Raw genomic sequence first — 25,663 nt, 5'->3', positions numbered from 1 at the left:
AACACCACCCGTGTGATAGATTAATCAGAAAAGAGGAATCCTCCGCATCTTTATAGCTATCCATCCTCGTTCGATATTCGACAACGTCTGTGTCATCCAGCTGATACGAATCATTCTATAAAGAAGGAGGCATCAGACTTTCCGACGAAGACTAAGCTTCAAGGGAAGTAACGATACCTCCATCTGATTACCCCCATTATACAATTTCATGGGGATACCTTAAAATTAAGGTTGCCTATATCATACGAGGGAAGTGGGCAGCCGGAGTGGTAGTTATCATCATGATATATTTCAAAATTATCTCTTAGGTGGACCGCACATCTAATTACCACATTACTTCGCAGTATATATCAACAATTCATGACGGTTTAGTCAAAGTGGATAAAATAAAGTTTTACCTAACCATTCTTTAAAAATTCATATTAATTTTACAAAAAAATCACTTTTTCATAAAAATTAGTTGAATATATAGTTGTAACCATGTACTATATAGAAAGAATATCATTGACTCATTTATTCCAAGTAATTGAGTTCTTCCAATATCATCCGACATACGGGTTGGATGAAGGTGCTTCCATCTCATACTCTTCTTGAGATTTCAAGCGATCTCGGTGCTCCCATTGAGTTTCCATATATTGATTGACCATTGACAGATAAAACAAATGTATAAACAAACGATAGATCAATTTGTCAGATTGATTAGGTTCCCCACGTTTAAAATCTACAAACTGTTAATCTCGAAAATTACATGAAGATGGAATATATAATAAAAAAATAGGTGTGGTGATTTTGTGAGTGAAGTAACAATTTCAGAACTAGAACAGATGACATTAAAAGAACTATATGCTAAAGCAAAAGAATTCAAAGTATCTTATTACGCAAAATTAACAAAAAAAGAACTAATATTTGCGATATTAAAAGCACAAGCGGAAAAAAGCGGCTATTTATTTATGGATGGTATTTTAGAAATCATCCCGACAGAAGGCTTCGGCTTCCTCCGTCCAATCAATTATTCACCTAGTGCAGAAGATATTTATATTTCGGCATCTCAAATTCGTCGTTTTGACTTACGAAATGGTGACAAAGTATCTGGTAAAGTACGTCCGCCAAAAGAAAATGAACGATATTACGGACTATTACATGTGGATGCCGTAAATGGTGAAGATCCGGAAGCAGCGAAGGAACGTGTTCATTTCCCAGCTTTAACACCGCTATATCCAGATCGCTTAATGAATTTAGAAACGGATACAAAGTTGATTTCAACTAGAATCATGGATTTATTAACACCTGTAGGTTACGGACAACGTGGTTTAATTGTTGCTCCACCTAAAGCAGGTAAAACGATGCTTCTTAAGCAAATCGCAAACAGTATTACCAAAAATCATCCGAACACGAAACTCATCATACTTTTAGTGGACGAACGTCCCGAAGAAGTAACTGATATAGAGCGTTCTGTTGATGAAAATGTCGATGTAGTCAGCTCCACGTTTGACGAAGTGCCGGAAAATCATATTAAAGTAGCTGAACTAGTGTTAGAACGTGCGATGCGACTTGTTGAGCACAAAAAAGATGTCGTCGTTCTTATGGATAGTATTACACGTCTTGCCCGTGCTTATAACCTTGTGATCCCGCCAAGTGGAAGAACGTTATCCGGTGGTATTGACCCTGCTGCTTTCCATAGACCAAAACGCTTCTTCGGTGCCGCAAGAAATATTGAGGATGGTGGAAGCTTCACGATTTTAGCAACAGCCCTAGTAGAGACAGGTTCACGTATGGACGATGTAATCTATGAAGAATTCAAAGGTACAGGCAATATGGAACTACACTTAGATCGTAATTTAGCACAACGTCGTATCTTCCCTGCAATTGATATTTTACGATCTAGTACTAGAAAAGAAGAGCTACTTGTATCGAAAAATCATCTCGAAAAAATGTGGGCAATTCGCAAAAGTATGCAGGATTCCCCAGATTTCTTAGAACGTTTCTTACGTAAATTACGCTCGACAAAGAGCAACGAGGAATTTTTAACGGTATTAGAAGAAGAAATGAAGCGTAAAGGAACGAAGAAATCTAGTTAATTCACGCAAATATTAAAATTCTCTTGCAAACAGTGCTTTAGGTTGTTATAATTTTTCTGTATGACAAAAATGCTCAAGCAAGCATGAATCTAACTCTGTTTCCTCAGGATTCAGGGCAAAAGGAGTGGACAGACATGAAAAAAGATATTCATCCAGAATACCACAAAGTTGTATTTCTTGATACAAGCTCTGACTACAAATTTCTAGGCGGATCTACTACAACATCTGAAGAGACAATTGAATGGGAAGATGGCAATACTTACCCATTAATCCGTGTAGAAATCAGTTCAGCTTCTCACCCGTTCTATACTGGTAAGCAAAAAGCTGATAAAGTCGGCGGTCGTGTTGACCGATTCAAGAAAAAATACAACCTTAGCTAATTGGTATTTTTTCACTGTACGACGATATAATAGGATACAAATCCTTGAAACAGGCAAATGCACCAAAATTTGCCTGTTTTTTATTTGATGTTTAGAGGCTGGACAATGTAATCAGCTACATATTCATACGAAAAACATGGTAAAATGTTTAAATATAGAGAAACAATAATGCTGGAAGGGGCAACATTATCATGCACATTATGAAGCATGCCGGTTGGATTGAACTAATATGCGGAAGCATGTTTTCAGGCAAATCAGAAGAATTAATTCGCAGAGTACGACGCGCAACGTACGGTAACCTTTCTGTTGCTGTATATAAACCACTAATTGACAATCGTTATAAAGATGATTGTGTCGTTTCCCATAATGGATCAGAGGTAGTAGCAAAACCTGTCAAACGAGCAATTGACATATTAGAAGACATCACTGATGATATCGATCTAATCGGAATCGATGAAGTACAATTTTTCGATGATGATATTATTCATATCGTGTCAGAACTAGCTGATAGAGGTCATCGTGTTGTACTTGCAGGATTAGATACAGATTTCCGCGGTGAACCATTTGGACCGATGCCACAGCTTTTGGCGATCAGTGAATTTGTTACCAAATTAAATGCAGTATGCCCTGTCTGTGGTTCACCCGCAAGCAGAACCCAACGTTTAATCAATGGCAGTCCTGCTTCCTATGATGATCCTGTTATTTTAGTTGGTGCTAAAGAAGCATATGAACCGCGTTGCAGACATCATCACGACGTTCCAAATCATCCGAAAAGTAAATTAAAAGCACATAGTAGATTTTGACGGTCTTCGTTATTTTGTAATATACTGTATCATAGTGAAGTTTTGCTAATCGGAGAAAGAGGTGAAGAACGTGTTAGATCGCTTAGAATCGTTAGAAGCACGTTATGATAAATTGAATGAATTATTAAGTGACCCTGAAGTCATTAATGATTCGAAAAAATTAAGAGAGTATTCGAAAGAACAATCAGATCTTCAAGATGTGATTTCAGCTTATCGTGAATATAAAGATATCTCTACACAACTAGATGATGCTAAAGAGATGTTAGATGACGATCTTGATGATGAAATGCGTGAAATGGCAAAGATGGAAGTTGCGGAGCTTTCTGAGCAAAAAGAAGAGTTGGAAGAACGTCTGAAAATTTTATTACTACCGAAAGATCCTAACGATGACAAAAACGTTATCATGGAGGTCCGCGGTGCAGCCGGAGGGGATGAAGCAGCCCTTTTTGCCGGAGATTTATTCAGAATGTATTCCCGTTATGCGGAATCACAAGGCTGGAAAATTGATATAATGGACTCTAATACGACTGGTGTTGGTGGATTTAAAGAAGTTGTCTTTATGATCAATGGAACTGGCGCCTATTCGAAATTAAAGTTTGAAAATGGTGCCCACCGTGTACAACGTGTACCGGAAACCGAATCAGGTGGCCGTATTCACACTTCAACAGCAACCGTAGTCGTTATGCCGGAAGCAGAAGAAGTGGAAGTGGATATTCATGAAAAAGATATCCGCGTTGATACCTTTGCGTCTAGTGGTCCTGGTGGGCAATCGGTAAATACCACGATGTCTGCAGTCCGTTTAACGCACGAACCAACAGGAATAGTTGTATCGATTCAAGACGAAAAATCACAAATCAAAAATAAAGAAAAAGCGATGAAAGTTTTACGTGCTCGTATATATGATAAATTCCAACAGGAAGCACAAGCAGAATATGATCAAACACGTAAATCTGCTGTCGGTTCTGGCGATCGTTCAGAGCGGATTAGAACATATAACTTCCCACAGAATCGTGTAACAGACCACCGTATCGGTCTGACCATTCAAAAGCTTGATCAAATCTTAGAAGGGAAGCTGGAAGAAGTAATTGATGCACTTATCATCGAAGAACAAGCGAAGAAAATGGAAGAAATCGGTGAATAACATGCAAATATCAACTGTACATGGGGCCCTGGAATGGGCTTCTTCTTTTTTACAAAAACATAACTGTGAACCGAAAGTGGCAGAAATTCTACTTTTACACATAATGGATTGGTCAAAAACCGACCTGATCATTCATTTACGCGATTCGATTGCTGAAGATAAGTTAGCCGATTTTCAGCAAAAGGTCGAACAACATACCGAAACCAAAATCCCTGTCCAACATTTAACAGGTGTCGAAGCATTTTATGGTCGTATGTTTCATGTTAATAAACATGTGCTCATCCCAAGACCGGAAACAGAAGAACTTGTTCAACAGGTAATAGAAGCTGTGGATAAAACCAATATTACTTGTGTGGATATCGGAACAGGCAGTGGCGTAATCGCTGTCACGTTAGCAAAAGAATGGGAAAATAGGCAGATAGATATGCTAGCAACAGATCTTTCTGACGATGCATTACAAGTAGCAAAAAGAAATGCAGCAAAATATGGTGCAAAGGTTGATTTCTATCATGGTAGCTTTTTAGAACCATTGATCGACCAAGGAAAAAAAGTAGACATTATCGTCTCCAATCCACCGTATATCGCTTATGAAGAAGCGGAAAGCCTATCAGATACTGTGAAAAATTTTGATCCCGAGCTGGCGTTGTTTGCAGATCAAAATGGCTTAGCCGCTTATCAACAAATTATCCACCAAGCAGGTCGAGTATTAAATAAACAAGGCATGATCTTTTTTGAAATTGGCCATCAACAAGCTGAAGCAGTTATCCAACTGATTAAGCAGCAATTTCCTAATAGTGAAGTGACCATCTTCCAAGACATCAATGGCAAAGACCGAATGGTACGAGCGATGTTGTAAGCAGGAACAACTTGCTAAAGAAAAAGCCGTTTCGTTGATAAAACGAAATGCATAAAATTACGTGAAAAAGTGAGGGTATACGATGATTGCAAAGACTGAAGCGGATTTTAATGGATTAAAAGAAATTGGTAGAATTTGTGGAGCGATTCGAGATGAATTAGTCGATTGCACTAAACCTGGAATGACTACAAAAGAACTCGACGAAATTGCCGGAGAGATGTTTGAAAAAGCAGGAGCTCAATCTGCACCAAAAGGAGAATACGATTTCCCTGGATATACGTGTATTAGCATCAATGAAGAAGTAGCGCATGGGATTCCTGGAGATCGGACCATTCAAGAAGGGGACCTTGTGAATATTGATGTTTCAGGTTCAAAAAACGGTTATTTCGCAGATACCGGGATTTCTTTTGTAGTTGGGGATGGAGCGGATCATTTGCAAAAAATATGTGACGTCGCTAAAGAAGCATTCGACGCTGGTCTAAAGAAAGCAAAACCAGGTTCGAAAAAAAGCGCGATCGGAAAAACTGTACACAATGTAGCAAAACAACACGGATTAACCGTCATCAAAAATCTTACTGGACACGGTGTTGGGCGCTCCATTCATGAAGCACCAGATCATATTTTCAATTACTACTCGCGCTGGGATGACGAAATTTTAAAAGATGGTATGGTCATTGCCTTTGAACCTTTTATTTCGACATTGGAAGAAGAAGTTTACCAATCCGAAGATGGATGGACCTTCCTAACCGACGAAAGTTCTGTTGCTCAATACGAACATACGATTATTCTTACGAAGGAAGGACCGATTATTACGACATTGTAATAGCGCTAATGCCATAAAAGTCTCCTTATCGAAAAATTAATAGATTAAAAGTTTAAAAGCTTTCGATGTTGTCCACACTGTGACTAGCAAACGCTAATGACAGGGGGATTAAAAAATGCGAAAGCTTATTTTATTTAGTGTACTTATGTTTTTAATTATAGGTTTTTTTCCACAAAAGGTAACGAGTAATGAACAATCCTATCAAGTTATTCCTGATGAGGCTATCCGTTTAAGGATTTTAGCAAACAGCGATGCTGAGAAAGATCAGGAGCTAAAACACGCTGTTAGGGATGCGGTAAATGAAGAAGTGACAGAATGGGTAGAAGAAATGGATGATATTGACGAAGCGAGACAACTGATTTCCTCTCGTATTGATGATATCGATCAAATCGTGAAAGATACCGTAGCAGATGAAACGTATACGGTGGAATATCGTAAAGATGTTAAATTTCCGACGAAACTATATGATCATTATCTCTACCCAGCCGGTGAATACGAAGCAATTCTGATCACCTTAGGAGAAGCAGAAGGATCCAATTGGTGGTGTGTCGTTTTTCCACCATTATGTTTTTTAGATTTTTCATTTGGTACAACTGTGGAGGCTGCCGAAGCTGATCAAGAGGATCAAGAAACAGAAGAACAAGAGGAAGAAGAAAAGGAAGAAGAGGAAGTAGAATACACTTTTTTCTTCTTAAAATGGTTTAATTAATCATAAATCTATCATTTTGTCATAGATTAATAGTAAAGACGAAATGATAGAGGTGAGAGGATGCAATTAATACCGACGAAGGAGTTGGATCAAAAGGAATTTGAAGCTTTTTTCGATGAAAAGGTGCCGCAATTCAATGAAATGGAGATGAAGCAATATGGATATTTTATTTATAAACAAGAAGAACCGGCAGCCTTTTTCTCCCTTATTCCAGTTGATCGCCATACGTATTGGTTACGGAGTTTAATCATGAAAAGAAATGCACCTGTTCTACTACCGGTATCGATCATTCAAACAGCAGAGAAGTTAACGCAAAGTTTTGGGGCTAGGTCCTTAATTATCCACAGCAAAACAGCTGTTCTCGAGCAGTTATTAACACAATTAGGATATAACCTGACAGATCAAGTTTTAGAAGAATCATTACAAGCATCGTGGTGGATAACTAACCTAGAAGATGTGGATAAAAACATCGGTTATGCACAAGATTCTATGTAAATGTGTAAAACCTTGTGTATAACTGAAAGAAGTTATCATTTATAAATATACTCTGTTTATAAAAATGTGTATAAATGGCTGATTTGTGCACATTTTTTAGAATTGTTGTGGAAAATGATGTGGATAACAAAAGGTGCTTGCACAATTTTTTTGATAACTTCATAATAGTGGATAGAATCTATCTAGATCGAGGGATAACATGAAAACAGAAAAATGGGATGCAAGCAAACAGTCATTAATAAAAGCCGCTCAATTATTAAATGAGCAAGAAGTGGTGGCATTTCCCACTGAAACAGTTTACGGATTAGGAGCGGATGCAACGAGTGAAGTTGCGGTCTCAAAGATTTTTAAAGCCAAAGGCCGTCCATCTGATAACCCTTTAATTGTCCATGTTCATGATCCAAGTCAAATCCAACATTATGTTACAGAGATATCCACAATGGCCCAACAGTTAATCGAACATTTTATGCCGGGCCCTTTTACGATCATCTTACAAAGTAATGGAACTGTCGCAGATACGGTTACAGCTGGATTGGACACAGTGGGAATTAGGATTCCTGACCATCCAATCGGTAGGGCGCTAATTCAAGAGGCTAACCTGCCACTTGCTGCACCAAGTGCGAATCTTTCGGGGAAACCGAGTCCTACGACAGCTGAGCATGTTTACCAGGATTTATACGGAAGAATTGCCGGAATTATTGATGGTGGTGCGACAGGCGTAGGTTTAGAATCAACTGTTGTCGATGCAACAGGTGATATACCAGTCATTTTAAGGCCTGGCGGTGTGACTAAACAGCAGATAGAGCAAGTTGCTGGCCAAGTGGAATTAACAGGCTCTCTAAAAGAAAATCAGCCAAAATCACCGGGGATGAAATATACTCATTATGAGCCAGACGCTCCGCTCGTATTAATAGATGGCGATCAACGCTTTTTCCAAAAGCATATTAATAAGTTTCAACAAGAAGGAAAAAAAGTTGGGATCATCGCCAGTAAGCCATTAGTTGATCAGCTCCAAGCAACTATCCGTTATAACTGTGGCAGTCGAGATGACTTATCTCAAGTAGCCGCCAACCTGTACTACGGATTAAGGTATTTTAATGACACGGACGTAGACATTATCTTAGCTGAAACCTACTCGCAAGAAGGTATTGGTGATGCTATCATGAATCGACTGACGAAAGCTGCCACTCACTGGTACACACAAAACGAAAACATATAATGATCCCCCCACGCATAAGAATGGGACAAGGGGACTGGGGCATGTCTCACTTGTTTTGTTTTAGTGCGAAGGGGGGCTTTTTTTGAATGGTAACATCAATCATGGAAGTGATATCCATTATATGCATGGCATTTGCTTTGGGAATGGATGCCTTTTCAGTCGGATTAGGGGTGGGGATGCAAGAAATCCGTCTGAAAAGAATATTTTTGATTGGTCTTGTGGTCGGTATTTTTCATATGATTATGCCTTTTATTGGTTTGTTGTTAGGTTCGATACTTTCCAATAAAATAGAAGGAATTGCCATTCTAGCTGCAGGGTTATTATTATGTGCAATTGGATTCCAAATGATGTTTCAAACCTTTTGGCAAAAAGATACACAAATATTAGCACCGGTTGGCTTTGGCTTAATCATGTTTGCCTTTAGTGTAAGTTTGGACAGCTTTTCAATTGGATTATCACTTGGCCTTTCTGGAGTGGCAACAGTGTTTGCAATTATCATGTTCGGTCTTTTCAGTACAGTATTAACTTGGTGTGCATTACTAATAGGTAGAAGAACGCATCATTTATTAGGTACTTACAGTGAACTGGTGGGGGGGGCTATTCTCTTTGCTTTTGGACTGCACGTATTATTCTAATAATATGATATAATAAAAGGAGATTATGATTTTTCAAGGATGGGAAAAGAATATCCTCGGAAGAGAGAAGCTGCTCCGAGGAAAAAGTCGTCTCTTCCAAGGAAAAAGATAGATATCCCCGGAAGAGAAGGAGATATCCTCGGAAGGGAAAAGCTGCTCCGGGGAAAAAGTCGTCTCTTCCAAGGAAAAAGGCAGATATCCCCGGAAGAGAAGGAGATATCCTCGGAAGGGAAAAGCTGCTCCGGGGAAAAAGTCGTCTCTTCCAAGGAAAAGGGCAGATATCCCCGGAAGAGAAGGAAATATCCCCGGAAGGAAAAAGCTGTTCCGAGGAAAAAGTCGTCTCTTCCAAGGAAAAGGGCAGGTATCCCCGGAAGAGAAGGAGATATCCCAGGAAGAACATCACTAGCTCCTTGGAAATTATTTAAATTACGCTGGCGCTAAAATAATGAGTAGTATCAATAATGGAGGCAAGCAATACATGAATATTTTGTTCGTTTGTACAGGCAATACTTGTCGCAGTCCGATGGCTCAAGCGATATTACAACATAAAACAGAGCATAACGTTCAATCAGCCGGACTCTTTGCAGGTGAAGGGATGCCGGCTTCAGAAGGGACAAGCGAGGTATTGAAGCAGGAAGGGATCTCATCTGACCATAAGTCTCAACCTGTTACAGAAGATTTGATAAAATGGGCTGATTTAGTTCTTACCATGACGCAGAATCACCGAGATATGTTGAAACAAAGCTATCCAGCAGATGCAGGGAAAATCTTTACCTTAAAAGAGTATGCTGATCCAAACTATGAAAATAATTGGAATGAGCTAAAAGAAGCCTATGCGCAATTAGAGGAAGCAAAATTAACAGGAAGCGAAATTAATTCAACTTTACTAGATCAAATTAATCAGTTGGAAAAGCAAGTTCAAAACGTTGATATAATCGATCCGTTTGGCGGAAATTACATGACTTATCAAAAAACTTATGAAGAATTGGACAATTATCTTGAACTATTAGTCAAAAAGATAGACAATAAAGATAGATAAAAAGTCATGTTTTTGAGGAGGACGTCAAATGGAAGGGAAAACAAAAAAAGGGGTAAGTCTCAGAATAAGATTGGTAATATTTACAACTTTATTAGCTCTCATTACATACTCTACTAGTGCGTTATTTATTTATGTTTTAAAAGATATAATAGGAGAGATTATTGATATCCCAGAGGTATGGTATGTATTAGGGACATTAACACTTGGGATTATCTGGTCGGGGATTTTAGCGTTCTTTGCAGCTGGATTTATTACGCGCTCACTTAACAAACTGAAAAATGTCGCGGCAAAAGTGGCAGACGGAGATTTAAATGTCGAGATTGAACAACCGAAAACGAATGGCGATGAAATCAGTGAATTAACGATCGCGTTTCAAAAAATGGTCCACCATTTAAAAACAGTTTTAACGGAAATTGAACAACATGCGTCAGAAACATCCCAATCTGTACATAAAATGAAAGATGCGGCATCTAAAACTAAACAACAGACAGATGTTTTAGAGGATACGATAGGTCAAATTTCGACTGGTGCCGAAGAAACTTCTGATGCGATTCAGCAAACAGCAGAAGCAGTGGAAAATTCCACACGTCTAGCAACCCAAGTAGATCAAAAGGCAGAAGATTCACAGCATAAATCTAATGAAATGGTTGAGCAGTTAAATGAATCCAAAGAGGTTATCAGTCAACTAGTTTCCGGTATTGGACAGCTGGCAGATAATCAGGATCATGCACTTCATGACGTAAATCGATTATCCCAAAAGGCGAAAGAAGTCGAAAATGTTATCTCGCTAGTAGGTGACATTAGTGAACAAACGAACCTTTTGGCATTGAATGCATCGATTGAGGCATCTCGAGCAGGGGAAGAAGGAAAAGGGTTTGCAGTTGTTGCTGAAGAAGTGAGGAAATTAGCGGATCAAAGTTCAGACGCGGTGCAAACCATTTCTAACTTGATTCAGGATATGCAAAAAGATGTCGAATTGGTAGTAGGCAATATGCGGACACAGGTTGATGAAACACGTGGAGAAGTGAAAAAAGGCGAAGAAACGAACCAAGTTATCGATAACATGTCAGATTCGGTCCACCAGGTAGCATCCGCTATCAGAGAAATATCACAGCTCGTAGACAATCAGTTACAAGAAATCGAAGCGACACAAGCGAAGTCTCAAAATGTTGCTGCGATTGCGGAAGAAACGTCTGCTGGTGCCCAAGAAATGCAAGCTACTGTTGAGGAGCAGGCAAGTTTTGCCGAAAATTTAGAGGAGTTGGCGATCTCACTCGATCAACAAGCACAAAACTTGAAAATAAAGATCGAGCAATTTAAGCTAAGCTAAACAACACTTTTATAAAAAAAGGAGCAATAAATGCGATGAAAGTCATTTTAGCATCTGATCACGGCGGGATTCATTTATCTAAAGAAATTGCATCTCTATTAGAAGAATTAAATATTGAATATGAAGATATAGGCTGCAATTGTGCAGATTCTGTTGATTACCCTGATTACGGAATTCCGGCAGCTGAACGTGTAGCAAGTGGAGAATTTGATCGTGGTATTTTGATTTGTGGGACAGGAATCGGAATGTCGATCGCAGCGAATAAAGTAAAAGGCATTCGTGCTGCACTCGTACATGACGTTTTTAGTGCCAAAGCAACTCGAGAGCATAACGATTCGAACATGATCACAATGGGAGAACGTGTCATTGGGGCTGGCCTGGCAAGAGAAATTGTCAAAGAATGGCTAGGTACAGAGTTCCAAGGCGGTCGTCACGCTAATCGAATTGGAAAAGTATCAGATTACGAGAATAAGTAATGAAATGAGGGGAAATTCCATGAAACTCGATCAATGGGGATTAGATCTCAAAGCAATTGTGGATGAATGGATTTCACTCGAGCTTCTTTCCGAAGGTGACCTTTTTGTCGTCGGTTGTTCGACAAGTGAAGTCGCTGGGGAACGTATAGGTACAGCAGGTAGTGAGGAAGTAGCAGCAATGATTTTTCGAGAACTAACTCGCTTAAAGGAAAAAACAGGTGTTCAGTTATGTTTCCAATGCTGTGAACACCTAAACCGAGCAATCGTCTTAGAAAAGAAAATCATGCGCGAACGTAAGCTTGACCAAGTGTCCGTAAGACCAGTACGAAAAGCTGGTGGTTCGATGGCGGCATATGCATATGATCATTTAGAAGATGCGGTGGTAGTCGAGTCCATACAAGCAGATGCTGGCATCGATATTGGCGAAACGATGATTGGCATGCAACTGAAACCTGTAGCAATCCCGCTTCGAATGGAGAAGCGTTACGTAGGTCATGCCAGAACAACGAATGCACGAACAAGACCAAAATTAATTGGTGGCCCAAGAGCAGTTTATCCTGGATAATAAGCGAGCTAAATATGCACCTTTTTTATTTTTACGAATAAAGGGTGCATATTTTCTTGTTTTTATTCGTGAAAAAGTATAGAATTATTTGAAAAATGATGTTATTTTAGTATAAGATTATGTAAATAACGAATAATGCGAAACACCTACCAAAAATTATTAGGGGGAGCAAAAATGGATCACGTAAAAAATTTTGATGCAGAAATTTTCCAAGCGATGGAAGATGAAAGAAAACGCCAGAACGATAAGATTGAATTGATTGCTTCAGAAAACTTTGTCTCAGAAGCAGTAATGGAAGCACAAGGTTCGGTATTAACCAATAAGTATGCAGAAGGATACCCTGGCCGCCGTTACTATGGTGGATGTGAGCATGTCGATGTCGCAGAGGATTTAGCCCGCGATCGTGCCAAAGAATTGTTCGGTGCAGAGCATGTTAATGTTCAGCCACACTCTGGTGCACAGGCAAACATGGCGGTTTATTTTACTATTTTAGAGCCAGGTGACACAGTACTCGGTATGAACTTAAGTCACGGTGGACACTTAACACACGGAAGTCCAGTTAACTTTAGTGGTAAACTGTTCAATTTTGTTGATTATGGGGTGAATCAAGAATCCGAACAAATTGATTATGAGGATGTATTGGCAAAAGCAAAAGAAGTACAGCCGAAATTAATCGTTGCCGGCGCAAGTGCCTATCCTCGCCAAATTGATTTCGCGAAGTTCAGTGAAATTGCCGACGAAGTAGGAGCATATTTAATGGTAGACATGGCACACATCGCAGGACTTGTGGCAACAGGTTTACATCCAGATCCAGTACCACACGCACATTTCGTAACGACAACAACGCACAAAACATTACGCGGTCCACGTGGTGGTATGGTGTTATGTAAAGAAGAATTTGCTAAGAAAATTGATAAAACGGTATTCCCTGGTATGCAAGGTGGTCCGTTAATGCACGTAATCGCGGCAAAAGCAGTAGCCTTCAAAGAAGCATTGCAACCTTCCTTTAAAGAGTACGGTCAAAACATTATTAAAAATGCGAAGAAATTCGGTGAAGTGCTAGAATCAGAAGGTATCCGCACCGTATCAGGCGGAACTGACAACCACCTGCTATTATTAGATGTTCGCGGTCTAAACTTAACTGGTAAAGTTGCAGAAGCAGCATTAGATGAAGTAGGTATCACAACAAATAAAAACACGATTCCTTTCGACCCTGAAAGCCCATTTGTAACTAGTGGTGTCCGTGTTGGTACAGCAGCAGTAACATCCCGTGGCTTTGGAGAAGAGGAAATGGAAGAAGTCGCAAAAATTATTGCGCTAACGTTGAAGAATCCGGAAGACGAAGCAACTCTAAAAGAAGCTCGCGAACGCGTATCAGCCTTGACTGCAAAGTTCCCATTATATCAATAATACTAAAAAGCTAGACTATTAAGTCTGGCTTTTTTTCGTTTTATGTGAAAGTGCCCGATATCCGAGAAAAAGCGCCCGATAAATGGCAAAAAGTGCCCGATATCCAAGGAAAAGTGCCCGATAAAATATAAAAAGTGCCCGATATAACTAAAAAAGGAATAACCCCTTTCTATGTTCTCAAGCTTTTCTCAGTTATGCTTGCATGCTTGTTTGTTTTTCTGTACAATTTTAAGGATGAATATTGTGGATTTTTGGGATAATAATTTGAAAAAAGGAGAGTTTTCCTCATGAGTAATGTGTTTGTATTAGATCATCCGTTAATTCAGCACAAATTGACGTACATACGAGATAAAAATACAGGGACGAAGGAATTCCGTGCTTTAGTAGATGAAGTTTCGACATTAATGGCTTTTGAAATTACGAGAGATCTCCCACTGGAGGAGAAAACTATTGAAACGCCTGTCACTACTGCTACAACCAAAGTATTAAGCGGTAAGAAAATGGGGATTATTCCTATTTTAAGAGCGGGTTTAGGTATGGTGGATGGAATGCTATCCCTTATTCCTGCTGCTAAAGTTGGACATGTTGGCCTTTATCGTGATCCAGAAACATTAAAACCTGTCGAATACTATATTAAACTCCCATCTGATATCGAAGAGCGTGAATTAATCGTCGTAGATCCAATGTTAGCAACTGGTGGATCTGCTAATGATGCCATTCATTCCTTGAAAAAACGTGGAGGAACGAACATTAAGTTAATGTGCTTACTCGCAGCTCCAGAAGGTGTTGAAGTCATTCAAAAAGAACACCCTGATGTTGATATTTACCTTGGAGCGCTTGATGAGAAGTTGAATGAAAAAGGATATATTATCCCAGGCCTTGGTGATGCAGGAGACCGCTTGTTCGGAACAAAATAATGTTTTAAGAAATAGCATGCATTGATTTGTATGCTATTTTCTAGTTGGGCGGACATTCATTCCGTTATTTTAGTAAAAATAGTGTTTTGTTGGGGAGCGGCGGACATCTGTTCCGTTATTCCAACAAAAAGTATGCAGTTTAGCCTGAATTTCTTTAAATAACGGAATAGATGTCCGATAAGTCATTTAAAGTAGGCTAAAATCTGAAAATAACTCATCAAATGTCCGCAAAGTCAAAATATCTTGCTCCTCGTTATACATATCTTTCCTCCCAATCGTAAACACTAACTCCTATCCATCAAAAAGGAGTGCTACATGTGTCATTTATCTTATCTTTTCTCTTATTTACCGCAGCAGCTATAGATTCAAATGAATCCTCCTTTATTATCGAAGTGGAAGGTAATCCACATGAGTTTGCTGAACAAATAGAAACATATCATCCCCATGTAGAAATCCTTGCTGTCTACGATACGATCTTCAATGGCGTTGCAATCAAAACGGACCAGCGTAACCTCGAAAGAATTAAAAGGCGCACAAACTTTCAGCAAACCTATTCGGTTCAAGAATATCAAACACAAATAACAGAGACTAACATCAATGAGAGTGTCCCTTTTTTAATACCTGAGCCACTCCCCTATACTGGGAAAGGTGTCAAGATAGGAATTGTAGATACCGGAATAGACTATACACATCCCGACTTGCAGGCCAATTATCGAGGTGGCTATGATCTGGTTGATTTTGATGATGACCCAATGGAAACAACCCCTGAGCAAGGTATGCCCACACTGCATGGTACCCATGTCTCTGGAATAATTGGTGCGAATGGACAGATGAAAGGTGTTGCACCAGATGCGGAGCTATATGGCTACCGAGCACTTGGACCAGGTGGAACTGGGACATCGGTACAGGTGATGGCGGCAATCGAAAGGGCAGTCAAAGATGGAATGGACATAATCAACCTATCTTTAGGTAATTCAATTAATGGTCCCGATTGGCCGACAAGTGTAGCGGTAAACCGTGCTGCAGAGCAAGGGGTCACAGTCGTCATTGCTAATGGTAATACAGGTCCTGATTTATGGACGGTCGGCTCACCTGCAACAGCGAATCAGGTTATTTCCGTCGGGGCATCAACGCCTAAGTTAAAGCGCCCTTTTTTGTACGATCGATTTCATGACAAAAAAATTGAAATAATACCAATGCAAGGCTCCCCTAATTGGGATTTTCCACGTGACCTCGAAGTAACGAATCAAGAGGAAAAGATTACACATGATACGATTTTGATCATGGATCGAGGGGAAATCCCTTTTGCCCAATTAGCTATAGAAGCAGAGGAAAAAGGAGCAGCAGCCTTGCTGATAGCCAATAATGAAGAAGAAGGGGTCTTTGAAGGTGCAGTAGATCCGAATATTTCGATACCAGTCGCAGCAATTAGTCAGGAAGACGGCAAATGGCTAAAAGACAATTCAGGCTATTTAAGCATAGAATATCAGGAGATACAGGATACTGTTACCGATTTTAGCTCACGAGGCCCTGTTACTGTTAATTGGGCGATAAAGCCAGAAATCGTTGCTCCAGGTGCCGGTATTCTAAGTACAGTGCCAGGAGGGTATCAGGCATTAAGTGGAACAAGTATGGCGGCACCACATGTGGCAGGGGTAATGGCATTGCTGAAAGAAGCCCATCCAGATTGGACACCAGCACAACTGAAAGCAGCGATACTTACGACAGCCGATCCGTTCCAAAACTTCCAACCTACAGAACAAGGGGCAGGCAAAATTGATCCAAAAGCAGCCCTGGAAACAGATACGTTAGTCGATCAATCCCTGCTGCAATTTGGCAAAATAACGGACAACAGTGAACAAAAAGTAAGTACGCTAACCGTGGAAAATATCTCAGATTATGAAAAGCAATATGCGTTTGAATTACCAGAGCAAGATACCGACATTCGTTTTCGGTTGCCGAAAAGCTTTACTTTAAAGCCAGGAGAAAAGAGAACTGTAGAAGTAAAAGCGACGATTAGACCAGGACAAATGGCGGAAGGTATTAAACAAGGTTACCTATATGTAAATGAAACCCCCATTCCGTATATGTTCCTGACAGAAGCACACGATATACCTAAAGCAATGGGCTTGGAGTTAACGATAACACCGCTGGAAGATAGTTATCATTATCAATTGTATTTGGTGGAAGAGGCGGAAAAGTTGACGATCGATCTGTATGATGCAAAAACATTCGCATATGTTACTACCCTAGTTGAACGTACAGATTTAAAACCCGGTGTGATTGAAGGAGAAGTGGAACAACAAGAACAACTGCAAACCCAATATATCGCAAATATAACGATCGAAACCAACGAAAATCAAACCTACCAATATCAGACAATTTGGGAAGGGGGAGCAGGATAATTTTTCTTATGTAAGCGGTCAAGGGGACTGGATAAAAGTCCCTTTAATCCGCATAAAATCAGTTATTTCGAAACTCGAAGGAATTTTCACAATATTTTCAAAAAAGGACTTATTGTACTTGGTGACTAGCAGTGAAAGGGATCTGCCGAAAGGTGTGGAAACTTGTCCGTTTATTTTTGGTTTTTGTCTGTTAAATCGATTGACAATAGGGGGTCCCTATTGTATGCTAATTTAGTGTGGATGATAAGGGTTACAGAGGTGTGACGAAAATCACTGCAGAAGAAAATAACATATGTATATGTGAGATTTTCTTCCTTTATACATAAGTAATACGTTTGTATCATAGGAGTGAAAGAATGTCACCACCAAAAAGAAGCCCTTACCATGGTCTGGCGGTATATAGTGCTATTTTATCACAACTCGTTGGCGCACCATTAGTTGGCTTGTTTATCGGCAGAAGTATAGACAAGTATTTATCCACATCACCACTTTTTTTAGTGATCGGACTTTTTTTGGGTCTGGGAGCCGGTTTTTATGGAACCATTCATTACGTACGAGATAAAACGGGAGACGAATAACCATGGATCAATACAAAAATATGATAACCCGTCAACGTAAATGGATGTTCTACCTTCTTGCACTTTTTGTTCTTGGCTGGGGGTTTACACCTTTCACAAGAATATTCCTCGGACTCCTCCTGGGAACAGCATTAAGCTTTTATAATTTGTGGGTTATGCAGCGGAAGATCGACCGATTCGGACAAGCTGTCTCACATGGTGGTCGACCAGCAGGAATTGGTACATTTACCCGCTTAGCCACGGCAGCATTAGCGGTTATCATCGCAATGCGCTTTGAAGAATATTTCCATTTGATGGCCGTTATTTTGGGATTAATGACAACTTATGTTGTTATTATGATAGATTTTGCATTATTCAGAAATACAGACGAGCAAAAGGAAGTGAGGTGAAGGAATTGGATCACGAATCACCGCTGTTTCATGATCTGTTTGGCATTCCATGGTTAGATTTTAACCTGTCCACTACTTTAATGACGTTTATTTCTTCTGTTATCGTATTTATTATTTGTACATTGGCAGCAAGAAATCTTCAGATGAAGCCAACCGGTTTCCAGAACTTTATGGAGTGGATTGTCGATTTTGTCAAAGGCATTATCGGGGATACGATGGATTGGAAAACAGGGAAAGTATTCTTACCACTAGGTTTAACTCTACTAGTGTACATTTTTATTAGTAACATCCTTGGTGTAATTACTATGGGGGTATGGGGTCATACACTATGGTGGAAATCACCTACTTCTGATGCAACGCTCACATTATCATTATCAGCGTTGGTCATTATCTTAACCCATTATTACGGGGTGAAAACGAAAGGCTTCGGCGAATATATGAAAGACTATGTCCGCCCTGTACCGTTTTTGTTACCTTTCAAAATTATTGAGGAGTTTACAAACACCTTAACACTAGGTCTACGTCTCTTCGGTAATATCTTTGCTGGGGAAATTTTATTATCACTTATTACCAAAATGGCCATGGCGGCCTTACCATTCACGCTTATATCCATCATTCCGATGATGGCATGGCAAGGTTTTAGTTTATTCATTGGTGCTATTCAAGCATTTATTTTCACTATGTTAACAATGGTTTATATGTCTCATAAAGTGAGTTCAGACCATTAAAATAAAACAATCTTAATTATCTATACATTTTAAAGGAGGAAACAAACAATGGGAGCTTTAGCAGCTGCAATTGCAATTGGTTTAGCGGCACTTGGTGCTGGTTTAGGTAACGGTATGATCGTAAGTCGTACAGTAGAGGGGATTGCACGTCAACCAGAATTAAGAGGTGCACTTCAAACAACAATGTTTATCGGGGTAGCGTTAGTAGAGGCGATTCCAATTTTCGCCGTAGTTATTGCCTTCATGGTAATGTAATTATACTTAATCTGATAGAATGGCGAAGTTCGTCTAAGACAACCTTCGCCATTCCTTTGTAACAAGAAAAGCGAAGAGCGCCCAATGAAATAAGGCGACATTAGCTATGAAAAAGAATGTAATGTTAGAACGAAATAGATGACTAATCGTGGGAAGGAGTGAACACTGTGCAACTTTTAGCAGGTGGGCTCGTCATTCAAGCTTCAATAGGCGGTTTACAAGGTGGAGATATGGCGTTTGCCATTGTCAGCTTTTTAATTTTACTTGCATTATTGAAGAAGTTCGCGTGGGGTCCATTAATGAACAAAATGGAAGAACGTGAAAACCATATTGCCAATGAAATTGATACAGCTGAAAAGAACCGTGCCGAAGCAGAAAAAGCCGCGCGTGAAGCAAACGAACAATTAAAAGCGACGCGTCAAGAAGCACAACAAATTATTGAAGATGCGAAAAAAGCTGGAACTGAGCAAGAGCGAGCGATTATTGAAGCAGCAAACGAAGCAGCAGCTCGTATTAAGAAGTCTGCAGAAGAAGATATCGCACGCGAGAAAGAAAAAGCAGTTGAAGCACTTCAGGCACAAGTGGCAACATTATCTGTACAGATTGCTACTAAAGTGATCGAGAAAGAAATTAATGCAGAGGATCAAGAACAGTTGATCAGTGAGTACATTAAAGAGGTAGGAGAAGAGCAATGAGTAAAACGAATGTAGCAAAGCGTTACGCAGAAGCTCTTTTTCAAATCGGTGCTGAAAAGGAAACCATTGATTTCCTGGAAACGGAACTCGCAACAGTCAAGGAAGTTTTTCAAACGAATCAAGCATTTCTTCAATTTTTACAACATCCAAAAGTAGAAGCAGAAAACAAAAAGCAGCTACTTAACGAAGCGTTCGCAGGCTTTTCGAAGGATGTACTACATACACTTTCGTTACTTGTAGATCGCCATAACGAATCAATTGTTCCAGATATTGTCGATCACTTTATCACTTTTGCTAATCAGGCAAAAGGTGTGAAGGAGGCAACGGTCTATTCGGTTCGGGCATTATCAGAGTCAGAAAAAGAAGAAATCGAAAATGTGTTCACGAAGAAACTAAATGTAAAGACGTTGAAGATAAATAACCATGTCGATCCATCCGTTATTGGTGGTGTCAAGATTAAAGTCGGCAACACAGTATATGACGGCTCTGTCAAAGGTAAATTGGATCGTCTCGAACGACAAATAAGAAGAGCAAATTAAGGACGATAGGGGTGAAATGGCATGAGCATTAAAGCTGAAGAAATCAGTGCGCTGATTAAGCAGCAAATTGAAAGCTATGACTCAGACATCGAAGTAAGTGATGTTGGTACGGTTATCGAAATCGGTGACGGTATCGCACGTGCACATGGTCTTGATAACGTCATGTCTGGTGAGCTTGTCGAATTTTCAAATGGTGTCATGGGTATGGCACAAAACTTAGAAGAATCAAATGTCGGGATCGTAATCCTTGGGCCTTATACGGAAATTCGTGAAGGTGACGAAGTTCGTCGTACAGGTCGTATTATGGAAGTGCCAGTAGGGGAGGAACTTATTGGTCGTGTCGTTAATCCATTAGGACAACCAGTTGATGGGAAAGGTCCTATTGAAACTTCAAAAGCACGCCCAATTGAATCTCCAGCACCTGGAGTAATGGACCGTAAATCAGTTGATGAGCCATTGCAAACTGGTATCAAAGCGATTGATGCACTAGTACCAATCGGTCGTGGTCAACGTGAGTTAATCATCGGGGACCGTCAAACAGGTAAAACAACGGTAGCAATCGATACAATCTTGAATCAAAAAAATGAAGATATGATCTGTATCTATGTAGCAATCGGTCAAAAAGATTCTACTGTACGTGGAACAGTAGAAGTACTTCGTAAACACGGAGCTCTTGACTACACAATCGTTGTATCTGCCGGCGCAAGTGAGCCTGCACCACTTCAATACCTAGCACCATATGCAGGGGTATCTATGGGTGAAGAGTTCATGTATAACGGTAAACACGTTCTAGTTGTTTACGATGATTTAACAAAACAAGCGAACGCATACCGTGAGCTTTCCCTATTATTACGCCGCCCGCCAGGACGTGAGGCATTCCCTGGGGATGTATTCTACTTACACTCTCGTCTATTAGAGCGTGCAGCAAAATTAAATGACGACAAAGGTGGAGGTTCTTTAACAGCACTTCCATTCGTTGAGACACAAGCAGGGGACATTTCCGCTTACATTCCAACGAACGTTATTTCAATTACAGACGGACAAATTTTCTTACAGTCTGACCTCTTCTTCTCTGGTGTACGTCCAGCGATCAACGCAGGTCTATCGGTATCTCGTGTAGGTGGTTCTGCACAGATTAAAGCGATGAAGAAGGTTGCTGGTACATTGCGTCTAGACCTAGCTTCATTCCGTGAGCTAGAATCATTCGCACAGTTCGGATCTGACTTAGATAAGGCAACACAAGCAAAATTAAACCGTGGTGCTCGTACAGTAGAAGTACTGAAGCAAGGTCTTCACAAGCCGTTAGTAGTAGAAAAACAAGTTATGATCATCTATGCATTAACAAAAGGTTTCCTAGATGACATTCCTGTTGAAGATATTACTCGTTTTGAAGATGAGTTCTTAACATGGTTGGACAGCAACAAACCAGAATTGCTTACTACCATTAAAGAAACAGGTACTCTAGCAGATGATGCTGACATGAGCGGTGCAGTAGAAGAATTCAAGAAAACATTTGTCGTTTCTGAGTAATAGAGGAAAAGCGAAGTGTCCGTTTAGAAACGTATGACTTGAACTGAAGTGTAGGAGATAAAGGAATCACCGTGACGAAGGAACGGATGATGACTTATCGTACGAAGCTGAAAGAAAGTCACTAGTTTCTGGACACTCTAAGCTAGACAGAAAAGCGAAAGTTTTCTTTCATAAGTAATAGCGTCAACCTTTTAGGAAAGGGCGGTGAAACAACGTGGCATCTCTTAGAGATATCAAAACACGGATTAATTCCACACAAAAGACGAAACAGATCACGAAAGCCATGCACATGGTATCTGCATCTAAATTAAGTAAAGCAGAGGAATTTGCCAAAGCTTTTGATCCATACAGCGATAAGATTAAAGAAGTGGTTAACAGCATTGCTGGTAGTGGTCAGGATGCTGAGCACCCAATGCTTCAGACACGTGAGGTAAAAAAGACAGCCTATTTTGTTATCACGGCAGATCGTGGTCTAGCAGGAGCTTTTAACAGTGGAATACTTCGTGAAGTTTATCGCACGATTCAAGAGAAGCATCAATCCAAAGATGAATATGCCGTTATCGCAGTAGGACGAATGGGCCGCGATTTCTTCAGAAAACGTGATATTCCAGTTCTTAAGGAGATCACTGGTCTTTCAGATCAACCTAATTTTGCTGATATAAAAGACTTAACGTCTGAAACGGTGCAACTTTTTATTGATGAAGAAATTGATGAACTAGTGATTTTCTATAATCACTTCGTCAGTGCGATTTCACAAAAAGTAACATCGAAAAAACTTTTACCACTTACAGACCTACAAGAAGAATCTAGTGGTACAAAGAGCGCATATGAATATGAACCAAATCAACAAGAAATATTAGATGTATTATTGCCACAATATGCGGAGAGCTTGATCTTCGGTGCACTATTAGACAGTAAAGCGAGTGAGCATGCTTCTCGTATGACTGCTATGAAAAGTGCAACAGATAACGCGGATGAACTTATTGATGACTTGTCATTACAGTACAACCGTGCAAGACAAGCCGCGATCACACAAGAAATCACCGAAATTGTTGGTGGGGCAGCCGCATTAGAATAATACAATCGTACGGTAGTAAATTTTGAGTTAGGAGGGAAATCGATGGCAAAAGGACACGTTATTCAGATTATGGGGCCGGTTGTCGACGTTAAATTCGAAGACGGCCATCTCCCTGAAATTTACAACGCGTTAAAAGTACAGTATGATGTGAACGGTGAAGCGCAAGAATTAACAGTAGAAGTTGCCCTTCACTTAGGCGATGACTCTGTACGTACAATCGCGATGTCATCTACAGAAGGTGTTCAACGTGGAGCAGAAGTAACAGACTTAAACGCACCGATCTCAGTACCAGTTGGTGACGTTACACTTGGTCGTGTCTTCAACGTTTTAGGTGAGAAAATTGACCTGGACGAAGAAATTGGTGCAGATGTTCGTCGTGATCCAATTCACCGCGAATCTCCACAATTTGAAGACTTAGCAACAGAAACAGAAATTTTAGAAACAGGTATTAAAGTAGTAGACTTATTAGCACCTTATATTAAAGGTGGTAAGATCGGTTTATTTGGTGGTGCGGGTGTTGGTAAAACCGTACTAATCCAAGAGCTGATCAATAACATCGCACAAGAACACGGTGGTATTTCCGTATTCGCTGGTGTAGGGGAACGTACACGTGAAGGTAACGACCTTTACTATGAAATGAAAGACTCAGGCGTAATTTCTAAAACAGCGATGGTCTTCGGTCAAATGAACGAGCCACCAGGAGCACGTATGCGTGTAGCACTAACAGGTCTTACAATGGCGGAGTACTTCCGTGATGAAAAAGGTGCAGACGTGCTATTGTTCATTGATAACATTTTCCGTTTTACGCAAGCAGGTTCAGAGGTTTCGGCACTTCTTGGTCGTATGCCATCTGCCGTTGGTTACCAACCAACACTTGCAACAGAAATGGGTCAATTACAAGAGCGTATTACATCAACTAACAAAGGTTCTGTTACATCTATCCAAGCGATCTATGTACCTGCCGATGACTATACAGACCCGGCACCAGCTACAACGTTCGCTCACTTAGATGCAACAACAAACCTTGATCGTAAATTATCAGAGCAAGGTATTTACCCAGCGGTGGATCCACTTGCCTCTACATCTCGTGCCCTTGACCCTGAAGTAGTAGGGGAAGAGCACTACAATGTTGCGCGTGAAGTTCAACAAACATTACAAAAATATAAAGAACTACAAGATATTATCGCAATCTTAGGTATGGATGAGTTATCTGATGAAGATAAACTTACTGTATCACGTGCGCGTCGTATCCAGTTCTTCTTATCGCAAAACTTCCACGTTGCAGAGCAATTTACAGGTCAACCAGGTTCATATGTACCAGTTAAGGAAACTGTTCAAGGGTTCCGCGAAATCCTTGATGGTAAATATGATGACCTTCCAGAAGATGCATTCCGTTTAGTCGGTCGCATCGAAGAAGTAGTAGAAAAAGCAAAGCAAATGGCGTAATTCGCCTTTAGCTTTTATTCCAGCCTAAGGAGGGGTTCTGTTGAATACACTAACAGTAAGTGTTGTTACTCCGGATGGCCCTGTTCTGGAAGATTCATTTGAAATGGTTAGCTGTAAAGCTGAGAGTGGAGAGCTCGGGATCTTACCAGGTCACATTCCGCTCGTTGCACCACTGTCCATTAGTGCAGTGCGCTTAAAAGGGGAAAGTCCACAACGAATTGCAGTAAGTGGAGGATTCCTTGAGGTTCGTCCTGATAAAGTGACAATTCTTGCACAATCAGCAGAGCGACCTGACGATATTGATATCGAGCGTGCTCGTGCAGCGAAAGAACGAGCAGAACGTCGTTTACAAGCTAAGCAAGATGAAATAGATTTCAGAAGGGCAGAATTAGCACTTAAACGTGCCTTAAACCGAATCGACGTCGTAGAAAATAGATAACAAGGAAAAGGGGCTGCCTCAACCGAATGGTTGAGCGCAGCCTCTTTTCAAGTTGCAAATAAATCCCCCAAGTTGCAAATAAATCCCCCAAGTTGCAAATAAATCCCCCAAGTTGCAAATAAATCCCCCAAGTTGCAAATAAATCTAAAAGTAGTGCACACATCCCATTCTTACGAAAAAGAGGAGAACAATTCTCTTGTCGAAAGTTCACCACATTTCTCAGATCGACACTTTCACATCTACTAAATAAAGTACTCATATTTTTATAGCCACCCTTTAGCCCCAATACAATCCTGGAAATGGTATAAAATGGAATGCAGACCCAGCCTAATACCTAAATAAAAAGTATTTTAGCTAAATTTCCCGGGAAATATCGAAGGATATCCAATTAAGGCGAATCGTTAATATATATGTTAAAATAGAGAAAAACAAGTAAACGAGGGATATATTATGATGCAAAGTTTGGCGCAAGAAGGCTTGATCGGGATGTTATCTCATCTCATTTTTATCGTGATTACATGGCAAGTCCTTCAAGCTCTGAATTTCGACGAATTATTTAGAAAGAATAAAGTGTTTGAAGCGAGGATATTGGTTATCTTCATCACGATAGCAATTGGTTCAACCGTTAGTAACTTTTTCTTAGACTTCTTACAGTGGTCCCAACAATTAATCTACCTTTTTTAAGCTTAAAATAATAAAAAAGAG

Annotated in this window: 29 protein-coding genes; all 29 read left to right on the top strand. The window is 40.0% G+C overall.

Annotated features, from left to right (window positions below; all coding sequences use genetic code 11):
- Positions 1 to 791: 791 nt before the first annotated feature.
- Positions 792 to 2,078, top strand: a complete 1,287-nt coding sequence (rho, locus tag D569_RS0102400) for a transcription termination factor Rho (protein WP_018930802.1) — start codon at positions 792 to 794, stop codon at positions 2,076 to 2,078.
- A 134-nt stretch (positions 2,079 to 2,212) separates the two neighbouring features.
- Positions 2,213 to 2,458, top strand: a complete 246-nt coding sequence (locus D569_RS0102395; RefSeq protein ID WP_018930801.1) for a type B 50S ribosomal protein L31 — start codon at positions 2,213 to 2,215, stop codon at positions 2,456 to 2,458.
- Positions 2,459 to 2,649: 191 nt separating this feature from the next.
- Complete coding sequence (locus D569_RS0102390; protein ID WP_018930800.1) at positions 2,650 to 3,261, top strand: thymidine kinase; 612 nt, start codon at positions 2,650 to 2,652, stop codon at positions 3,259 to 3,261.
- A 70-nt stretch (positions 3,262 to 3,331) separates the two neighbouring features.
- Complete coding sequence (gene prfA, locus D569_RS0102385; RefSeq protein WP_018930799.1) at positions 3,332 to 4,402, top strand: peptide chain release factor 1; 1,071 nt, start codon at positions 3,332 to 3,334, stop codon at positions 4,400 to 4,402.
- 1 nt (position 4,403) lies between these two features.
- Entirely contained in the window at positions 4,404 to 5,258 is an 855-nt protein-coding gene (gene prmC / locus D569_RS0102380) for a peptide chain release factor N(5)-glutamine methyltransferase (RefSeq protein WP_156822869.1), read from the top strand.
- 82 nt (positions 5,259 to 5,340) lie between these two features.
- Positions 5,341 to 6,081, top strand: a complete 741-nt coding sequence (gene map / locus D569_RS0102375; protein ID WP_018930797.1) for a type I methionyl aminopeptidase — start codon at positions 5,341 to 5,343, stop codon at positions 6,079 to 6,081.
- A 115-nt stretch (positions 6,082 to 6,196) separates the two neighbouring features.
- Complete coding sequence (gene spoIIR, locus D569_RS0102370; protein WP_018930796.1) at positions 6,197 to 6,790, top strand: stage II sporulation protein R; 594 nt, start codon at positions 6,197 to 6,199, stop codon at positions 6,788 to 6,790.
- A 60-nt stretch (positions 6,791 to 6,850) separates the two neighbouring features.
- Positions 6,851 to 7,285 (top strand): hypothetical protein, encoded by a 435-nt coding sequence (locus D569_RS0102365; protein WP_018930795.1) that lies wholly within the window; start codon positions 6,851 to 6,853, stop codon positions 7,283 to 7,285.
- Between the two features lie 199 nt (positions 7,286 to 7,484).
- A complete protein-coding gene (locus tag D569_RS0102360; RefSeq protein ID WP_018930794.1) occupies positions 7,485 to 8,504 on the top strand; it encodes an L-threonylcarbamoyladenylate synthase in 1,020 nt (339 codons plus the stop codon).
- A gap of 86 nt (positions 8,505 to 8,590) precedes the next feature.
- The gene (locus D569_RS0102355) at positions 8,591 to 9,139 is read left to right on the top strand and encodes a manganese efflux pump MntP (protein WP_018930793.1); all 549 of its coding nucleotides are present in this window, start codon (positions 8,591 to 8,593) and stop codon (positions 9,137 to 9,139) included.
- 39 nt (positions 9,140 to 9,178) lie between these two features.
- Positions 9,179 to 9,580 (top strand): hypothetical protein, encoded by a 402-nt coding sequence (locus tag D569_RS0102350; protein ID WP_018930792.1) that lies wholly within the window; start codon positions 9,179 to 9,181, stop codon positions 9,578 to 9,580.
- A gap of 37 nt (positions 9,581 to 9,617) precedes the next feature.
- A complete protein-coding gene (locus D569_RS0102345; RefSeq protein ID WP_018930791.1) occupies positions 9,618 to 10,178 on the top strand; it encodes a low molecular weight protein arginine phosphatase in 561 nt (186 codons plus the stop codon).
- Between the two features lie 28 nt (positions 10,179 to 10,206).
- Complete coding sequence (locus D569_RS0102340; protein ID WP_018930790.1) at positions 10,207 to 11,508, top strand: methyl-accepting chemotaxis protein; 1,302 nt, start codon at positions 10,207 to 10,209, stop codon at positions 11,506 to 11,508.
- Positions 11,509 to 11,543: 35 nt separating this feature from the next.
- A complete protein-coding gene (gene rpiB, locus D569_RS0102335) occupies positions 11,544 to 11,984 on the top strand; it encodes a ribose 5-phosphate isomerase B (protein WP_018930789.1) in 441 nt (146 codons plus the stop codon).
- Positions 11,985 to 12,003: 19 nt separating this feature from the next.
- The gene (locus D569_RS0102330) at positions 12,004 to 12,549 is read left to right on the top strand and encodes a TIGR01440 family protein (protein ID WP_018930788.1); all 546 of its coding nucleotides are present in this window, start codon (positions 12,004 to 12,006) and stop codon (positions 12,547 to 12,549) included.
- A 174-nt stretch (positions 12,550 to 12,723) separates the two neighbouring features.
- On the top strand, positions 12,724 to 13,959 hold the full coding sequence (locus D569_RS0102325; protein ID WP_018930787.1) for a serine hydroxymethyltransferase: 1,236 nt from the start codon (positions 12,724 to 12,726) through the stop codon (positions 13,957 to 13,959).
- Positions 13,960 to 14,246: 287 nt separating this feature from the next.
- Positions 14,247 to 14,876, top strand: a complete 630-nt coding sequence (upp, locus tag D569_RS0102320; protein WP_018930786.1) for a uracil phosphoribosyltransferase — start codon at positions 14,247 to 14,249, stop codon at positions 14,874 to 14,876.
- Between the two features lie 317 nt (positions 14,877 to 15,193).
- Positions 15,194 to 17,281 (top strand): S8 family serine peptidase, encoded by a 2,088-nt coding sequence (locus tag D569_RS0102315; RefSeq protein ID WP_018930785.1) that lies wholly within the window; start codon positions 15,194 to 15,196, stop codon positions 17,279 to 17,281.
- Between the two features lie 356 nt (positions 17,282 to 17,637).
- Positions 17,638 to 17,859: an AtpZ/AtpI family protein gene (locus D569_RS0102310; protein ID WP_018930784.1), complete on the top strand. Its 222-nt coding sequence runs from the start codon at positions 17,638 to 17,640 to the stop codon at positions 17,857 to 17,859.
- A 2-nt stretch (positions 17,860 to 17,861) separates the two neighbouring features.
- On the top strand, positions 17,862 to 18,248 hold the full coding sequence (locus D569_RS0102305) for an ATP synthase subunit I (protein ID WP_018930783.1): 387 nt from the start codon (positions 17,862 to 17,864) through the stop codon (positions 18,246 to 18,248).
- Between the two features lie 5 nt (positions 18,249 to 18,253).
- Positions 18,254 to 18,976: a F0F1 ATP synthase subunit A gene (gene atpB, locus D569_RS0102300; RefSeq protein WP_026287191.1), complete on the top strand. Its 723-nt coding sequence runs from the start codon at positions 18,254 to 18,256 to the stop codon at positions 18,974 to 18,976.
- 48 nt (positions 18,977 to 19,024) lie between these two features.
- Entirely contained in the window at positions 19,025 to 19,231 is a 207-nt protein-coding gene (atpE, locus tag D569_RS0102295; protein ID WP_018930781.1) for a F0F1 ATP synthase subunit C, read from the top strand.
- A 167-nt stretch (positions 19,232 to 19,398) separates the two neighbouring features.
- Complete coding sequence (gene atpF, locus D569_RS0102290) at positions 19,399 to 19,926, top strand: F0F1 ATP synthase subunit B (protein WP_018930780.1); 528 nt, start codon at positions 19,399 to 19,401, stop codon at positions 19,924 to 19,926.
- Positions 19,923 to 20,465 (top strand): F0F1 ATP synthase subunit delta, encoded by a 543-nt coding sequence (locus D569_RS0102285; protein WP_018930779.1) that lies wholly within the window; start codon positions 19,923 to 19,925, stop codon positions 20,463 to 20,465. Before atpF ends, D569_RS0102285 begins: the two co-directional genes overlap by 4 nt.
- 21 nt (positions 20,466 to 20,486) lie before the next feature.
- The gene (atpA, locus tag D569_RS0102280; protein WP_018930778.1) at positions 20,487 to 21,995 is read left to right on the top strand and encodes a F0F1 ATP synthase subunit alpha; all 1,509 of its coding nucleotides are present in this window, start codon (positions 20,487 to 20,489) and stop codon (positions 21,993 to 21,995) included.
- Between the two features lie 214 nt (positions 21,996 to 22,209).
- The gene (gene atpG, locus D569_RS0102275; RefSeq protein ID WP_018930777.1) at positions 22,210 to 23,073 is read left to right on the top strand and encodes an ATP synthase F1 subunit gamma; all 864 of its coding nucleotides are present in this window, start codon (positions 22,210 to 22,212) and stop codon (positions 23,071 to 23,073) included.
- Positions 23,074 to 23,115: 42 nt separating this feature from the next.
- A complete protein-coding gene (gene atpD, locus D569_RS0102270) occupies positions 23,116 to 24,519 on the top strand; it encodes a F0F1 ATP synthase subunit beta (protein ID WP_018930776.1) in 1,404 nt (467 codons plus the stop codon).
- Positions 24,520 to 24,559: 40 nt separating this feature from the next.
- Positions 24,560 to 24,958 (top strand): F0F1 ATP synthase subunit epsilon, encoded by a 399-nt coding sequence (locus D569_RS0102265; protein ID WP_018930775.1) that lies wholly within the window; start codon positions 24,560 to 24,562, stop codon positions 24,956 to 24,958.
- Between the two features lie 450 nt (positions 24,959 to 25,408).
- Positions 25,409 to 25,642, top strand: coding sequence for a DUF1146 family protein (locus tag D569_RS0102260; RefSeq protein WP_018930774.1), 234 nt, complete (start codon positions 25,409 to 25,411; stop codon positions 25,640 to 25,642).
- Positions 25,643 to 25,663 lie beyond the last annotated feature (21 nt).

The organism is Gracilibacillus lacisalsi DSM 19029, from assembly GCF_000377765.1.
GTDB classification, from domain to species: Bacteria; Bacillota; Bacilli; order Bacillales; family Amphibacillaceae; genus Gracilibacillus; species Gracilibacillus lacisalsi.
This window is presented reverse-complemented; position numbering and strand designations above follow the sequence as displayed.

Excerpts from the sequence above, each read along its gene's own strand:
- D569_RS0102395 (WP_018930801.1), top strand. The coding sequence starts at position 2,213 with ATGAAAAAAGATATTCATCCAGAATACCACAAAGTTGTATTTCTTGAT.
- D569_RS0102390 (WP_018930800.1), top strand. The coding sequence starts at position 2,650 with ATGCACATTATGAAGCATGCCGGTTGGATTGAACTAATATGCGGAAGC.
- prmC (WP_156822869.1), top strand. The coding sequence starts at position 4,404 with ATGCAAATATCAACTGTACATGGGGCCCTGGAATGGGCTTCTTCTTTT.
- map (WP_018930797.1), top strand. The coding sequence starts at position 5,341 with ATGATTGCAAAGACTGAAGCGGATTTTAATGGATTAAAAGAAATTGGT.
- spoIIR (WP_018930796.1), top strand. The coding sequence starts at position 6,197 with ATGCGAAAGCTTATTTTATTTAGTGTACTTATGTTTTTAATTATAGGT.
- D569_RS0102365 (WP_018930795.1), top strand. The coding sequence starts at position 6,851 with ATGCAATTAATACCGACGAAGGAGTTGGATCAAAAGGAATTTGAAGCT.
- D569_RS0102360 (WP_018930794.1), top strand. The coding sequence starts at position 7,485 with ATGAAAACAGAAAAATGGGATGCAAGCAAACAGTCATTAATAAAAGCC.
- D569_RS0102355 (WP_018930793.1), top strand. The coding sequence starts at position 8,591 with ATGGTAACATCAATCATGGAAGTGATATCCATTATATGCATGGCATTT.
- D569_RS0102350 (WP_018930792.1), top strand. The coding sequence starts at position 9,179 with ATGGGAAAAGAATATCCTCGGAAGAGAGAAGCTGCTCCGAGGAAAAAG.
- D569_RS0102345 (WP_018930791.1), top strand. The coding sequence starts at position 9,618 with ATGAATATTTTGTTCGTTTGTACAGGCAATACTTGTCGCAGTCCGATG.
- D569_RS0102340 (WP_018930790.1), top strand. The coding sequence starts at position 10,207 with ATGGAAGGGAAAACAAAAAAAGGGGTAAGTCTCAGAATAAGATTGGTA.
- rpiB (WP_018930789.1), top strand. The coding sequence starts at position 11,544 with ATGAAAGTCATTTTAGCATCTGATCACGGCGGGATTCATTTATCTAAA.
- D569_RS0102330 (WP_018930788.1), top strand. The coding sequence starts at position 12,004 with ATGAAACTCGATCAATGGGGATTAGATCTCAAAGCAATTGTGGATGAA.
- D569_RS0102325 (WP_018930787.1), top strand. The coding sequence starts at position 12,724 with ATGGATCACGTAAAAAATTTTGATGCAGAAATTTTCCAAGCGATGGAA.
- upp (WP_018930786.1), top strand. The coding sequence starts at position 14,247 with ATGAGTAATGTGTTTGTATTAGATCATCCGTTAATTCAGCACAAATTG.
- D569_RS0102310 (WP_018930784.1), top strand. The coding sequence starts at position 17,638 with ATGTCACCACCAAAAAGAAGCCCTTACCATGGTCTGGCGGTATATAGT.
- D569_RS0102305 (WP_018930783.1), top strand. The coding sequence starts at position 17,862 with ATGGATCAATACAAAAATATGATAACCCGTCAACGTAAATGGATGTTC.
- atpE (WP_018930781.1), top strand. The coding sequence starts at position 19,025 with ATGGGAGCTTTAGCAGCTGCAATTGCAATTGGTTTAGCGGCACTTGGT.
- D569_RS0102285 (WP_018930779.1), top strand. The coding sequence starts at position 19,923 with ATGAGTAAAACGAATGTAGCAAAGCGTTACGCAGAAGCTCTTTTTCAA.
- atpA (WP_018930778.1), top strand. The coding sequence starts at position 20,487 with ATGAGCATTAAAGCTGAAGAAATCAGTGCGCTGATTAAGCAGCAAATT.
- atpD (WP_018930776.1), top strand. The coding sequence starts at position 23,116 with ATGGCAAAAGGACACGTTATTCAGATTATGGGGCCGGTTGTCGACGTT.
- D569_RS0102260 (WP_018930774.1), top strand. The coding sequence starts at position 25,409 with ATGATGCAAAGTTTGGCGCAAGAAGGCTTGATCGGGATGTTATCTCAT.